The sequence below is a fragment of the Gordonia metallireducens genome, from assembly GCF_021245825.1.
GTDB lineage: Bacteria > Actinomycetota > Actinomycetes > Mycobacteriales > Mycobacteriaceae > Gordonia > Gordonia namibiensis.
In genome coordinates this window covers 1-13,971 of the sequence record NZ_JAJQJP010000025.1, presented here as the reverse complement: position 1 = coordinate 13,971, position 13,971 = coordinate 1, and the positions used below count along the sequence as shown (strand labels likewise).

The window sequence follows — 13,971 nt, the reverse complement described above, 5'->3', positions numbered from 1 at the left end:
GACTCGTCGAATGTCGGCAGCCGCGAGCGGTTGGTTCCCGCGCAGGGTCTACGACTCCCTGCCCGCAACCCTGAGACGACGCCTTCGTCGTCTGAAGATCTCCCTGATCCCGATCATCCAGTGTGCGCTGGCGGCGGGAATCGCCTGGTGGATCGCGACGCACGTCTTCGCGCACCCCGACCCGTTCTTCGCCCCGATCGCGGCGGTCATCTCGCTGGGACTGGGTCTGGGACGCCGCTGGCGCCGATCGGTCGAGCTCGTCGGCGGCGTCGCGATCGGCATCCTCGTCGGTGACCTGTTCATCGGCTGGGTCGGTGAGGGCGCCTGGCAGATCATGGTGGTCGTCATCCTGGCGATGTCGCTGGCGGTGGTGCTCGACGACGGGCTGCTGATCCCCATGCAGGCGGCGTCGTCGGCGGTCCTGGTGGCGACCCTCCTGCCGCCCGGCGGTGTCGCCGGGTTCCACCGGGCGCTCGACGCGCTGATCGGCGGTGTGGTCGGCATACTCGTGGCCGCGTTGTTCCCGGTGAACCCGGCCAATCGGGCGCGAGAAGACGCGGCCGGAGTGCTGCTCACCATCCGGGACACGGCCCGGTCGGTTGCCGAGGGGCTGCGCGCCGCCGATGCGGGCACGATCGCCGCTGCGCTCGAGACCGCGCGCGGTACGCAGGCGGCCATCAACAAGATGCGCACCGACATGACCGGCGGCCGCGAGGTCACCCGCATCTCGCCGCTGTACTGGAGTTCGCGCGACCGGCTCGACCGACTGGTGAGGACCGCCGACCCGATCGACAACGCGGTCCGCAACTTCCGGATCATCGCGCGCAGGTCCCTGGCCGTCACCCAGCGCGGGGAACGGGTGCAGCCGGCGATCATCGAGATAATCGACGACGTGGGCGGCGCGTTCGAGGTGCTCCGGGAGATGATGCTGGCCGATCCCGGTGCGGACCCCGATCCCGTCGAGGCCGCACGCGTCATCCGCTCGATCGTGCGCAAGGCGCGCACGGACCTGGCCGTGAACAGCCAACTCTCCGAGGCCGCGCTGCTCGCGGAGATCCGCTCCCTGCTCGTCGACCTGCTGATGATCGCCGGCCTACGACGCTCGTCGGCACTCGCCACCCTCCGAAGCTGAGATCGACACATCGGAACGCGGTAGGCCTGTTGCCACATATGCGAACTTCCGCATATATTGACCGCCATCATGGGTCACTCACATTCGCATTCCCACACCCCCGGCGCCGGTGCCGCAGGGGAGCGGCGCCTGTGGCCGATGGCGCTGGCGGTAGCGCTCATCGGCGGATTCTTCGTCGTCGAGCTCGTCACCGGCATCCTGGTCAACTCGCTCGCCCTGATCGCCGACGCGGGACACATGCTCACCGACGTCGTCGCCCTGATCATGGGTCTGATCGCCCTGCTGCTGGGTCGTCACGGCCGCACCACCGACACCCGTAGCTTCGGCTGGCATCGGGCCGAGGTGTTCACCGCCGTCGCCAATGCGGTCCTGCTCATCGGGGTCGCGGCCTTCGTCCTGATCGAGGCGATCGAGCGCATCGGCAACGATCCGCAGGTCCCCGGCCTGACGCTGATCATCGTCGCCCTGCTGGGTCTGGCTGTGAACCTCGGCGTGATGCTCCTGCTCCGCGCCGACGCCAAGGAGTCCATCGCCGTCCGCGGCGCCTACCTCGAGGTCCTGGCCGACGCCGTCGGCAGCGTCGGGGTCCTGATCGCCGGCATCGTCGCGCTCACCACCGGCTGGGGTTACGCCGACATCGTGGTCGCGGTCCTCATCGCCCTGTGGGTGGTGCCGCGTGCGCTGCGGCTGGCGATCGACGCCCTGCGCATCCTCAACCAGCAGGCGCCGGCACATATCGACGTGGAGACGCTGCGCTCCGACCTCGCCGGTATCCCCACCGTCGACGATGTCCACGACCTGCACGTCTGGACGCTGACCACCGGCATGGACGTCGCCACCGTGCACCTGGGCAGCACCCGGCCGAACTCGGAGGTGCTGCCCGCCGCGCAGGCCGTCCTGGCCCGCCACGGACTCGAGCACGCCACCGTGCAGGTCGACAACGACGATCAGGGACGATGTCGTGACGAGATGACGTGGTGAGCCCGCGTCGGTGAGTCGAAAATGTCGGGTATGCCTTAAATTCCCTGCATGGAACGACGCGACTTCCTCGCGATGCTCGCGGCCGGCACGGTGGGCGCCCTGACCACGACCACCCTGTCCGGCTGCGCCTCGCCGGTCCCGGCCGCCGAGATCACGCCCCCGACCCCACTTCCGCCCACCCCGCCGGCACCTCCATCGACCACGCCGTCGGTGTCACCCGCAGAGCTGCTGCCCCCGGCGGTCGGCACCCGCCACCCGTTGCCCGACGAGCCGATCACCGGCCTGCCGGGCAAGGGCCGGCACATCGCGCTCACGGTCGACGACGGTGCCAGTTCCGAGGTCATCGGCGCTTACGTGAAGTTCGCCCAGGACACCGGCGCCCGCTTCACCTTCTTCGTGACCGGGTCGTTCGACGGCTGGACCGACCACCGTGCAGAACTGCGGCCGCTCGTCGAATCCGGGCAGATCCAGTTGGGCAACCACACCTGGACGCATCCGGCGCTCACCGAGCTCTCGGCCAAGGGCATCGCCGACGAACTCGGCCGGACCAAGCGGTTCCTGAAGAACCAGTACGGCGTCGACGGCACGCCCTATTACCGGCCGCCGTTCGGCTATCACAACGCGTCGGTGGACGCCGTGGCCGCCGATCTCGGCTACACCATGCCGACACTCTGGTACGGCTCACTGTCCGACTCCGGCCTGGTCACCGAGAAGTACCTCGTGCAGTGCGCCCGCAAGTACTTCCGGCCGCAGACCCTGGTGATCGGCCACGCCAACCACGATCCGGTCACCAAGGTCTATCCGAAACTGGTCGACATCATCCGTCAGCGAAAGCTGCGGATGGTCACCCTCGACGACTACTTCGAGTCCTGACACGCGGAACGTCGAAGGTCGTCCCGCGCAAGTGCGCGACGGTTTACGCTCACGCTGATTCGTAGTCGACGAGGAACGGCGCGTCGCCGATACCGTAGGCCGGTCATGGCCTCACCTCAGCAGACTTCCGCGTCCCCGACGGCCCACGAGACCGACGCCGAGCGCCGCAAGCGACTCCGCACGGTCGTGGCCGCGAGTCTCCTCGGCACCACCGTCGAGTGGTACGACTTCTTCCTCTACGCGACCGCCGCGAGCCTGGTGTTCAACCAGCTGTTCTTCCCGGACCAGAGTTCCTTCGTCGGAACCCTGCTGTCGTTCGCGACCTTCGCGGTCGGGTTCGTCGTCCGGCCGATCGGCGGCGTGATCTTCGGGCACATCGGCGACCGGATCGGCCGCAAGCGAACCCTCGCGATCACGATGGTCATGATGGGCATCGCCACCGCGCTCATGGGTGTGCTGCCGACCGCGGAGGCCGTCGGTGTCGTCGCCCCGATCCTCCTTCTCCTGCTGCGCATCGTGCAGGGCTTCGCGCTCGGCGGCGAGTGGGCCGGCGCCGTGCTGCTCGCGGTCGAGCACAGCCCCGATCGCAAGCGCGGTCTGTTCGGCAGCATCCCGCAGATCGGACTCGCCCTCGGCCTCGCGCTCGGCACGGGTGTGTTCGCCCTGCTCCAGGTGGCGCTCGACGACGACGCCTTCCTGACCTACGGCTGGCGCATCGCCTTCCTCGTGAGCATCGTGCTCGTCGTCATCGGCTTCGTGGTGCGGCTGAAGGTCGACGAGACGCCGGCGTTCGCCGAGGTCGCCGAACTCGCGCAGAAGTCGACGGCACCGATCCGCGAGGTCGTGCTCCCGCCGAACACCCGCAACACCGTGCTCGGACTGCTCGCACGCTGGGGCGAGGGATCGGCCTTCAACACCTGGGGCGTCTTCGCGATCGCCTATGCGACAAGCGAACTCGACATGGAGAAGGTCCCGGTCCTGGTGGCCGTGACGATCGCGTCCCTCGTGATGGCGGTCCTTCTCCCGGTCTCCGGAAAACTCACCGACCGATACGGCGCAAAACCGGTCTACCTCGCCGGCATGGCCGCCTACGGGCTGTCGGTCTATCCGGTGTTCGCCCTCTTCGGAACCGAGAACCTCGTCTGGTTCACCGTCGCACTCGTGATCGTGTTCGGCGTGATCCACGCCCTGTTCTACGGCGCCCAGGGCACGCTGTTCGCGAGCCTGTACCCGACCCGGGTCCGCTACACCGGTCTGTCGGTGGTCTACCAGTTCTCTGGCATCTACGCCTCGGGTCTGACCCCGCTGATCCTGACCGCACTGATCGGCGCGGCCTCCGGACCGCCGTGGCTGGCCGCCGGCTACCTCGTGCTCACCGCGGTCATCAGCGTCGTCGCGACGTCGTTGATCCGCCGCGACGACCTGCACCTGACCACCGGCAGCGACGCAGAGGTCGAAGCCGCCGCCAAGACCGGCATCGCCGAGACCGCCGGCGACGAGACCACCCCGGCGCCGGCGCCGATCCCGGTCGGCTGACCGGGGCCGGTCAGGGGCGGACGAGCAACAGATCGGTGACGTGCCGGTAGAACGTCGACCGCTTCAGCACGCGTTCGTTCACCACGCCCTCACGTTCGACCACGATGTTGGTGCCGCCGGTCTGCACCGCGCGTCCGGCGAACCACTTGCCCGGCAGCAGGAACCGCTCGACCTGCGCACGCAGACCGGGGGCCTCGAGCGTGGGTTCGATGAGGATGGAACGGACCTCGCCGTCGAAGAGTCGCTCGCTGTCGACGTAGGACTCACCGTGCAACTTGGCGCCCTCGGCGCCGAGGTGACGCGCGCTGCCGAGGACGACCGTCGCGGCGTCGTCACGGATGAGGGGCACCGGGCTCGCGGTGCCGTTCTCGGCGAGCTCACGGGCGGCCGGCCCGTGCGGAAGCCGGTATCGGCGGGTCGCCGCGGTCGCCTCCGCCGAGACATACGCCACTTCCACGTCGAGGCGCTCGGAGGTCATCAGGGCGGCCACCACCTGATCCAGGAAGGTGTCGGCCTCCTCGGCGAGGGTGGGCGCGATTCGTTCGGCCACACGAGGTTCGACGATCAGGCGGGTGACGGCGGAATCGGACAGGGCGTCGGCCACGGCGGCACGGATCGCCTTCTTGTCGTCGGCGCGACTGGCTTGGGTGATCAGGGCGAAAGACACGCGGATAGGGTATCGGGAGCCTGAACACAGTAGTGTTGGTGAGGTTTGTTCTGATCAGTTCAAGCGCGCCACACAAAGGAGTACCTGAATCATGGCCGCGATCGTGCTTATCGGCGCCCAGTGGGGCGACGAGGGCAAAGGGAAGGCCACCGACCTGCTCGGCGGCTCGATCAACTGGGTTGTCCGGTATCAGGGCGGCAACAACGCCGGCCACACCGTCGTACTCCCCTCCGGTGAGACCTTCGCCCTGCACCTCATCCCGTCCGGCATCCTCACCCCCGGCGTGCAGAACGTGATCGGCAACGGCGTCGTCGTCGACCCGGGTGTGCTGCTCACCGAACTCGGCGGACTCGAGGACCGCGACGTCGACACCACCGGCCTCCTCATCTCCGCCGACGCCCACCTGCTGATGCCGTACCACGTGGCCATCGACAAGGTCACCGAGCGCTTCCTCGGCAACAAGAAGATCGGCACCACCGGTCGCGGTATCGGACCCTGCTACCAGGACAAGATCGCCCGCGTGGGTGTGCGCGTCGCCGACGTGCTCGACGAGAAGATCCTCACGCAGAAGGTCGAGGCTGCCCTCGAACTGAAGAACCAGATCCTGGTCAAGATCTACAACCGCAGGGCCCTCGACCCGGCGCAGGTCGTCGACGAGGTCCTCGGTCAGGCCGAAGGCTTCAAACACCGCATCGCCGACACCCGTCTGCTGCTCAACCAGGCCCTCGAGCGCGGCGAGACCGTGCTCCTCGAGGGATCGCAGGGCACGCTGCTCGACGTCGACCACGGCACCTACCCGTACGTGACCTCGTCGAACCCGACCGCCGGCGGCGCCGCGGTGGGCGCCGGCATCGGTCCCAACAAGATCACCACGGTCCTCGGCATCCTGAAGGCCTACACCACACGCGTCGGCTCGGGTCCGTTCCCGACCGAGCTGTTCGACGAGTGGGGCGACTACCTGGCCAAGACCGGCGGCGAGGTCGGCGTCACGACCGGCCGTGCCCGCCGCTGTGGCTGGTTCGACGCCGTGATCGCCCGCTACGCCACCCGCGTCAACGGCATCACCGACTACTTCCTCACCAAGCTCGACGTGCTGTCCAGCATCGACACGATCCCGATCTGCGTGGCCTACGACGTCGACGGCGAGCGCCATGAGGACATGCCGATGACCCAGACCGGGTTCCACCACGCCAAGCCCATCTTCGAGGAGATGCCCGGCTGGTCGGAGGACATCTCCGGGTGCAAGACCTTCGAGGAACTGCCGCAGAACGCGCAGAACTACATCCTTCGGCTCGAAGAACTCTCCGGCGCCCACATGTCGTGCATCGGCGTGGGCCCGGGACGCGAGCAGACGATCGTGCGTCGCGCGATCGCCTGACCCTTCGATACGCCCCTCCGCAAGCTCCGGGGCTACTCAGGGAGCGGGGGTTCCCTGCTGGCCGAGTAGCGACGACCGAGCGTAGCGAGGACGCCGCGTATCGAGGTCGCGGGTTTCGAGCAGCTCAACCGGCGGAGGGGTCCGGCAGCCACGCGCCGTGTAGTCCGGCGGGAACGCGGATCGGTAGGTCCACGGTGGCGATCGGGCCGTCCTGCGGGGCGTCGGCGCTGAGCAGGTAGAACCGCGAGGTCATGTCGGTCGGGTCGGTGCCGATCGCGCCCCAGTAGTCGCGTTCGGCGCCCGGGATGTAGACCGGTTCGCCGATTGCCGCGCCCGGGGTCCAGACCGTTTCCGTCCCGGCCGCGAGGTCGTGGAACCACAGGCTGTCGAGATCACGGCCGTCCCGCGGGCCCTTCGCGACGCTGGCGATGCGGTGATGCTCCCGCGTCAGCATCCGATCATCGACGCGCGGGAACTCCATGTCCGGTTCGGAGCTGTTCAGGACGGTCTTGGTGATCCCGGCGTCCGGGCGGAGCACCGCTCGCGTCAGGGACGACGCCGCGGGCGTCGGCTGGTCGGAGAAGCCACCCGGATAGGTCCACTCCACGTAGTCGACGGTGACCGACCCGTCGGGATTGTCGAAGGCGTTGGCGAAGTGCCAGACCCAGAACGGGTCGGTGTCGATCCAGCGCACCGCGGTGCCGTCCCGCGGGATCAGTGCGATGCGGGTCCCGCGCCGGGGCTGCCACGACAGCAACGACCCGCCGCTCATCACCGACGCGAAATCGAAGACCAGCGGGCACACGAACAGCACGAGGTAGCGGCTGGTCAGGGCCATGTCGTGGATCATGATCGGGGCGTCGATGCCGTCGACAGGGGTCGGCTTGCGAGTGGCCCGGCCATCCGGGCCGACGACGGCCCAGGTCAGGTACGGCGCCTCGAGTACGTAGTTGAACAGCACCATCTCGCCGGTCGACGGGTCGATCTTGGGATGCGCGGTGCTGCCGACGAACATCGCACCGTCACAGTCGGTTCGCCCGATGGTCGCCAGGTCGGCCGGCGAGATCTCGTACGGGCGGTCCGCCTCGGCCATCGCCAGCAGCCGCCCGCCGTGACGCACGATGTTGATGTCGGGCAACTCGCGGGTCGTGCCCGCGAGCTCGTCGCCGACCTCCGCCGCCGACGGGGTGTAACCGTCGATGATACCCGACCAGATGGCGTGTCCGGCAGTCTCTTCCGCGAGGACCATCGGGGTGCGGACGAAACGGTTGCGATACGACGCGCGTCCGGCGGCGAGGCTGATGCGGTGCACCATGGCGTCCCCGTCGATCGGATACACATACGAACCGATCGGGTCGAAGCGCATGTTGGGCCCGTTGCGCAGGTAGCTGCCCTGCAGGTCGGCCGGGATCTCCCCGCTGACCGGCAGGTCGACGGCGTCCACCTCGTCGCGCTGCGGGGCGAAGACGCCGGTGAGGAACGGGTTGCGGGACATGTCGACCGGCGCCGGGCGGGTCGGGACATCGGATGCGGTCATGACGCTGCTTTCGGCGAGCCGTGGATGACGATGATGTCGCTCCAGATTAGGGCGTTCCTGCAGGTCGCGTACGCCGATCGTCCGTTTCGTCCCGAATCGGCGGGTCCGGGGACGGGCGGTCGACGCGGTCGTCGTGATTAGCTTGGGCATGCGTTCGAGGCGGGGGAGCCGCGACTACGGGTCGATTCTGCTCGGCTCGGTCGAGGAGAGCGGGGTCAAGCAACGCGTCCGGATCCAGACCTTGCTGACCACGTCGATCGTGGTGGCGAATATTTTCGGCGCGGTCGTCGCGACGGCGCTGGCCGCCGTGGGCATCCCGCAACCGACCGTGTTCACCGCCGAACTGTGGTGGGTGAACTACATCGCGGTACCCGTGTACATCCTCGGCGCGTTCGTCATCGGGATCGGTTGGGGCACCCTGGTGGGCGTCCGGAATCTCCGATGGGCGATCCGCGACGAGGCCCCGACCAAGCGCGACGCACGCCGGACGATGCGCCTGCCCTGGAGACTGTCGCTGGTGCAGGGTCTGCTCTGGGCGGGCGCCACCGTGACGCTGACGATCATGTACGGCGTCGCCGACCCGCAGCTGATCCCCAAGACGGTCTTCGTCGTCGGCATGAGCGGCGTCGTCGTGGTGGGCATCTCGTACCTCTTCATCGACTTCACCCTGCGGCCCGTTGTGGCCGAACTGATCTCGGCCGGATTCCACCGCCGCAAGCGCACCGGTGTGAAGACCCGGGCGGTGATGTCGTGGATGGTCGGGTCGGCGATCCCGATCATCGGCATCCTGCTGGTCGTAGCATTCGGGATGGGGCGCGACGAGACATCCAAGCTCGACCTCTTCATCGGGGTGACGGTCCTGGGCCTCACCGCACTGTTCACCGGCCTCCTGCTGACACTGCTCTCGTCGATGAGCATCACCGGGCCGATCGGTTCGGTGCGATCCGGGATGAACCGCGTGACCTCCGGCGACCTCGAGAACGCCGACCTCGTCGTCTACGACGGCACCGAACTCGGTGACCTGCAGGTGGGTTTCAACGCGATGGTCTCGGGCCTGCGGGAACGAGAACGGATGCGCGACCTGTTCGGGCGCCACGTCGGCCACGAGGTCGCGGAGGCGGCGTTGTCGTCGGACCCCGAACTCGGCGGCACCGAGCGGGTGACCGCCGCACTTTTCGTCGACGTGATGGGTTCGACGACCCTTGCCGCGCAGCGCCGTCCGACCGAGGTCGTCGAGATCCTCAACAAGTTCTTCGCGGTGATCGTCCGAGCCGTCGAGGACAAGGACGGGCTTGTCAACAAGTTCGAGGGCGACGCCGTGCTGGCGATCTTCGGGGCACCCATCGAGCTCGACGATCCGGCCGGCGCCGCGCTGGCGGCCGCACGCCGCATCGTCGCCGACCTCGCGGTCGAGGTGCCCGAACTGTCCGCGGGGGTCGGGGTCAGTTACGGGGCCGTCGTGGCCGGAAACGTCGGCGCCATCGAACGTTTCGAGTACACGGTGATCGGCGACCCGGTGAACGAGAGTGCGCGGCTCTCCGAACTCGCCAAACGCGACCCGTCGAGTCCACTGGCGTCGGGACGCGCGGTCGAGGCGGCCGACCCCGCCGAGGCCCGTCGCTGGACCCAGCTGGAGACCCTGTCGTTGCGCGGCCGGACGGCCGAGACGGTCGTCTACGCGGCCGCCACGGGGGACCGCACGGCGACCCTCGCGAACACGCTGGGGGAGAAGGCGACTGCGGAAACGGACACCGGCTAGGTGGTCAGATGGCGTCCTCGGAGCTGATCACGAGGCCGTCGGGTCCGACGATGCTGAGGCCGAGGCCGTCGAAGACGGAGTACTTGTACCCGTTGTTGTAGGCGACGTAGTAGTAACGGCCGCTGCCGTTCTCCTGTTCGAACACGCCGGAGACCGGGATACACAGGGTGTTTCCCGAACTGCGCGCGACGCCCCGGTATTCGAGATCACCGTTGCCCCACTGGCAGATGGTGGCGGCGGACTTCGCGGTGACGACCGAGGTGACGGTGTACTGGTTGCCGTCGCACGACGGCGCGATCGGGGCGGCGCCGGCCGTGGACGTGCCGACGGCGAGCGCGCCGGCGGCGAGGACGAGTGATGCGCCGGCCGTGGCCAGGCGGGTGTGCGTAGTTGTCATGGAAACCGAAGCTAGATCAGGTTTTTCGTCTGCAACATGGGCAGAACTCCCCGCCATCGTTCAGGTGGATGACCCTTCGCCCTTCGATACGCCCTCCGCAGGCTCCGGGCTACTCAGGGAGCGGGAAAGGCTTCCGCAGGCTCCTGCCCCGCCGGCCGAGTAGCGCCGACCGAGCGGAGCGAGGACGCCGCGTATCGAGGTCAGGCCGGCTTCGCTACGGCTCGTCGCAGGCTCCTCGCCCCCTCGACCAGCGGGTGTCGAGGTCAGGGAGCAATTCAGGCGTCGCGGTCGCCCTGTCCCTCGGCGAAGTCGAGTCGGCGGAGCGCGATTCGCAGCACCTCGTCGTCGATGCGCCCGGCGTCGCGTTCCTCGATGAAAACCTTGCGTTGCAGGTGCAGGAGTTCGGTGCGGATCCGGGAGCCCGCGGCGGTAGGGCTCTCGCCGAGCGTCTCGGGGCCACGGCCGAGTTCCTCCCACGCCACATTGCGCTGCGAGGTGATCCATTTGCGCATCAGGGCCACCTGCATGCGGCTGGGATCGTCGTCGGCGAGGTCGGCGGCGATCTCCTCCAGCCGACGTTCCGCCTCCCGCGAGGCCCGGTCCTGGGCGGCGGCATAGGCGAGACGATCCTGCGCGCGCTCGTCGCCGGTGACGCCGAGTTTCCGGATCACCCAGGGCAGCGTGGTGCCCTGGATCAGGAGGGTGCCGACCACGACCACGAACGTGAGCAGCAGGATCTCGGCGCGCGCCGGGAACGGTTCGCCGGACTCGGTTGTCATCGGGATACCGAAGGCGGCAGCGAGTGAGACCACTCCGCGCATGCCTGCCCAGGAGACGACGAAGACCGAGGCCGGCGTCGGACGCGGTTCCGGCCCGAGCTTCCCGCGGAAGATGACTCCCGGCAGGAAGGCGGCCGGGTAGACCCAGAGGAACCGGATGATGATCGTGGCGGCGAGCACCGCGGCGGCGTCGATGGCGACCTGCACCCACGATTCGCCCTCGACGCCCTCGATGATGAACGGCATCTGGACGCCGATGAGCAGGAAGACGAACGCTTCCAGGATGACGTCGATGGACTTGCGCACCGCTTCGTCCTGGAGCCTGGTGGCATAGCCGAGGCGGACCGAACGCTGACCGAGGAACAACCCGGCCGTCACCACGCCGATCACACCTGAGCAGTGCAGCTGTTCTGCGACGAAATAAGCGGCGAACGGCACCAACATGCCGATCGCGGTCTCCATCGGAGGGTCGGTCAACCAGACCCGGACCCACGAGACCGCCATGCCGAAGAGGAGGCCGACGACGAGTCCGCCGAGCGCCGCGACGGCGAAGGTCAGCAGCCCCTCGCCCAGTGAGGTGGTCAGGCCGATGGCGGCGGCGAGTGCGATGCGGAACGCGGTCAGCGCCGTGGCGTCGTTGAGGAGGCTCTCGCCACCGAGGAGGGTCATGACCGGCCGGGGGAGTCCGAGGCGACGGCCGATCGCCTGCGCCGACACCGCATCCGGAGGCGCGACCACGGCACCGAGGACGAGTGCCGCGGTCAGTGGGAGGTTGGGGACGGTCAGGTGGGCCACGAACCCGACGACCACCGTCGTCACGAGTGGCAGACCCACGGCGAGTGCCGCGATCCCACGCCAGCGTGCCCGGATCGCCTGGTAGGAGCTCTCCTGGGCAGCGGAGTACAGCAGTGGCGGCAGGATGAGGAAGAGTACGAGTTCGGGGTTCAGCTCCGGCGTCGGCAGGCCGGGGATCCAACCGATCGCCAGGCCGACGGTGACCAGGATCAGCGGCGAGGACAACCCGTAGCGACGGCAGAGAGCAGACACCGCCAACGCGACGACCGCGATGACCAGAAGCGATGCACTCATCCGAGCGACTGTAATCGCCGGAGGCCATGTTGATAATGGTGAACATGCAGATCTTTCGCCGGTTCTCGTCCCGCGGCGCTGACGCGTCGGGCCCGGCACCCGACGCCGACGCCGCGTCGGACCCGTCGGCGCGCTGCCCCGAGCTGGCCGCGGTCGCGGACGACTCGATACCTGTGCCGGAACCCCCGGCGGGCGAGAGGCTTTCCTGCGAGGGCTGCCTCGCGATCGGGGAGGACCACTGGGCACACCTGCGGATGTGTCTGCGATGCGGGTACATCGGATGCTGCGACTCGAGTCCGCGCCGGCATGCGACTGCGCACTTCCACGACACCGCCCATCCGGTCATGCGGTCCGTCGAACCCGGCGAGAGCTGGAGGTGGTGTTACGTGCACGAGGTCATCGGTTGAGAGCCGCACCACGACACCGCACAACCGGGTGTCACCGTGGCAGAACCCGTACCGGCGACAAGTAGGATTTGGGAATGACGTCGAACAGCGAGAGCGCGACCAGCGCGGATCAGCCGGCGCCGACGATCGGCCCGCCGGATGTCATCGGCACGCCGCTGAGTCCGACGGCGACCAAGGTGATGGTGCTCGGTGCGGGCGAACTCGGCAAGGAGGTCGTGATCGCGTTCCAGCGTCTCGGCGTCGAGGTCGTCGCCGTGGATCGCTACGCGAATGCGCCCGGCCAGCAGGTCGCGCATCACGCGGAGGTCATCGACATGACCGACCCGGAGGCGCTGCTCGCCGTCATCGACAAGCATCGGCCCGCCTATGTGGTGCCGGAGATCGAGGCCATCGCGACCGAGGCGCTCGTCGAGGTCGCCAAGCGGAGCATCGCGGAGGTCATCCCGACCGCGAGTGCCGTCGTCGCCACCATGAACCGCGAGGGCATCCGGCGCCTCGCCGACGAGGAACTCGGCCTCCCGACGTCGCCGTACCTCTTCGCCGACACTCTCGAGGAGCTGACGGTCGCCGCCCGGCAGATCGGCTTCCCGTGCGTCGTGAAGCCGGTGATGTCCTCCTCCGGCAAGGGCCAGTCGGTCCTGCGTGGACCCGACGACGTCGCGTCGGCGTGGGAGACCGCGAACACCGGCGGCCGGGTCCAGGGCAACCGGGTCATCGTCGAGGGTTTCATCGAATTCGACTACGAGATCACGCTTCTCACGGTGCGCGCGATCGACCCGCGGACCGGGCTGCTGACCTCGCACTTTTGTGCGCCGATCGGTCACCGCCAGATCAACGGCGACTACGTCGAGAGCTGGCAGCCGCACGAGATGAGTCCGGACGCGCATGCCTCCGCGACGTCGATCGCGGCCCGCATCGCCACCGCGCTCGGTGACGGAAAACTCGCCGGCCGTGGCGTTTTCGGCGTCGAGCTGTTCATCCAGGGCGACGACGTCTACTTCTCCGAGGTGAGCCCGCGACCGCATGACACCGGCCTGGTCACCATGGCGACCCAGCGGTTGTCGGAGTTCGAGATGCACGCCCGCGCGATCCTCGGCCTCCCCGTCGACGTCACGCTGGCGTCGCCCGGCGCGTCGGCGGTGATCTACGGGCAGCTCGACCAGCCCGCCATCGGATTCGAGAACGTCGCCGCGGCACTCGCGGTGCCCGAGACCGACATCCGTCTGTTCGGCAAGCCCGAGAGCTTTCATCGCCGGCGCATGGGGGTGGTCACCGCGACCGCCGACGACGTCCCCGCCGCTCGCGAGCGCGCCGTGCGTGCGGCTTCTCTCGTCACGCCCGTGCCGGGCCGTCCCGCTGTCCGCAAGGCGACGGTCCTGCCGCCGCCGGCTCCGCCCGCACCGCCGCGCCGTCCCGGCCCCCAATCCGGACACGCC

At 68.6% G+C, this 13,971-nt stretch carries 12 protein-coding genes; 8 read left to right on the top strand and 4 right to left on the bottom strand.

What is annotated here, in order from left to right; genetic code table 11:
- The first annotated feature begins 10 nt into the window (after positions 1-10).
- From LQD00_RS08445 to LQD00_RS08430, 4 genes are all read left to right on the top strand, one after another.
- Positions 11-1,132: an FUSC family protein gene (locus LQD00_RS08445; protein WP_232716714.1), complete on the top strand. Its 1,122-nt coding sequence runs from the start codon at positions 11-13 to the stop codon at positions 1,130-1,132.
- A 69-nt stretch (positions 1,133-1,201) separates the two neighbouring features.
- Positions 1,202-2,113 carry a cation diffusion facilitator family transporter gene (locus LQD00_RS08440; RefSeq protein WP_006867950.1) on the top strand — a complete coding sequence of 304 codons (912 nt, stop codon included), beginning with the start codon at positions 1,202-1,204 and terminating at the stop codon, positions 2,111-2,113.
- 48 nt (positions 2,114-2,161) lie between these two features.
- Positions 2,162-2,986 carry a polysaccharide deacetylase family protein gene (locus LQD00_RS08435; protein WP_232716713.1) on the top strand — a complete coding sequence of 275 codons (825 nt, stop codon included), beginning with the start codon at positions 2,162-2,164 and terminating at the stop codon, positions 2,984-2,986.
- A 105-nt stretch (positions 2,987-3,091) separates the two neighbouring features.
- Positions 3,092-4,522 carry an MFS transporter gene (locus LQD00_RS08430; RefSeq protein WP_232716712.1) on the top strand — a complete coding sequence of 477 codons (1,431 nt, stop codon included), beginning with the start codon at positions 3,092-3,094 and terminating at the stop codon, positions 4,520-4,522.
- Positions 4,523-4,532: 10 nt separating this feature from the next.
- Here the strand turns inward: LQD00_RS08430 and LQD00_RS08425 are convergent, their stop codons facing one another.
- Positions 4,533-5,189 (bottom strand): hypothetical protein, encoded by a 657-nt coding sequence (locus LQD00_RS08425; protein WP_232716711.1) that lies wholly within the window; start codon positions 5,187-5,189, stop codon positions 4,533-4,535.
- Positions 5,190-5,280: 91 nt separating this feature from the next.
- On the opposite strand from LQD00_RS08425, the gene LQD00_RS08420 reads away from it, so the two are divergent.
- Entirely contained in the window at positions 5,281-6,567 is a 1,287-nt protein-coding gene (locus tag LQD00_RS08420) for an adenylosuccinate synthase (RefSeq protein WP_232716710.1), read from the top strand.
- Positions 6,568-6,691: 124 nt separating this feature from the next.
- Here the strand turns inward: LQD00_RS08420 and LQD00_RS08415 are convergent, their stop codons facing one another.
- Positions 6,692-8,104: a carotenoid oxygenase family protein gene (locus LQD00_RS08415; protein ID WP_232716709.1), complete on the bottom strand. Its 1,413-nt coding sequence runs from the start codon at positions 8,102-8,104 to the stop codon at positions 6,692-6,694.
- 148 nt (positions 8,105-8,252) lie between these two features.
- Between LQD00_RS08415 and LQD00_RS08410 the strand changes: the two genes are divergently transcribed.
- A complete protein-coding gene (locus LQD00_RS08410; RefSeq protein WP_232716708.1) occupies positions 8,253-9,863 on the top strand; it encodes an adenylate/guanylate cyclase domain-containing protein in 1,611 nt (536 codons plus the stop codon).
- Between the two features lie 4 nt (positions 9,864-9,867).
- On the opposite strand, the gene LQD00_RS08405 is transcribed toward LQD00_RS08410, so the two are convergent.
- The gene (locus LQD00_RS08405; RefSeq protein WP_232716707.1) at positions 9,868-10,260 is read right to left on the bottom strand and encodes a hypothetical protein; all 393 of its coding nucleotides are present in this window, start codon (positions 10,258-10,260) and stop codon (positions 9,868-9,870) included.
- A 275-nt stretch (positions 10,261-10,535) separates the two neighbouring features.
- Entirely contained in the window at positions 10,536-12,128 is a 1,593-nt protein-coding gene (locus LQD00_RS08400) for a Na+/H+ antiporter (protein WP_232716706.1), read from the bottom strand.
- A 44-nt stretch (positions 12,129-12,172) separates the two neighbouring features.
- On the opposite strand from LQD00_RS08400, the gene LQD00_RS08395 reads away from it, so the two are divergent.
- Both LQD00_RS08395 and purT read left to right on the top strand, forming a co-directional pair.
- Positions 12,173-12,535, top strand: coding sequence for a UBP-type zinc finger domain-containing protein (locus LQD00_RS08395; protein WP_232716705.1), 363 nt, complete (start codon positions 12,173-12,175; stop codon positions 12,533-12,535).
- 74 nt (positions 12,536-12,609) lie between these two features.
- Positions 12,610-13,971: formate-dependent phosphoribosylglycinamide formyltransferase (purT, locus tag LQD00_RS08390; protein ID WP_232716704.1), on the top strand; the 1,362-nt coding region annotated here is incomplete at its 3' end.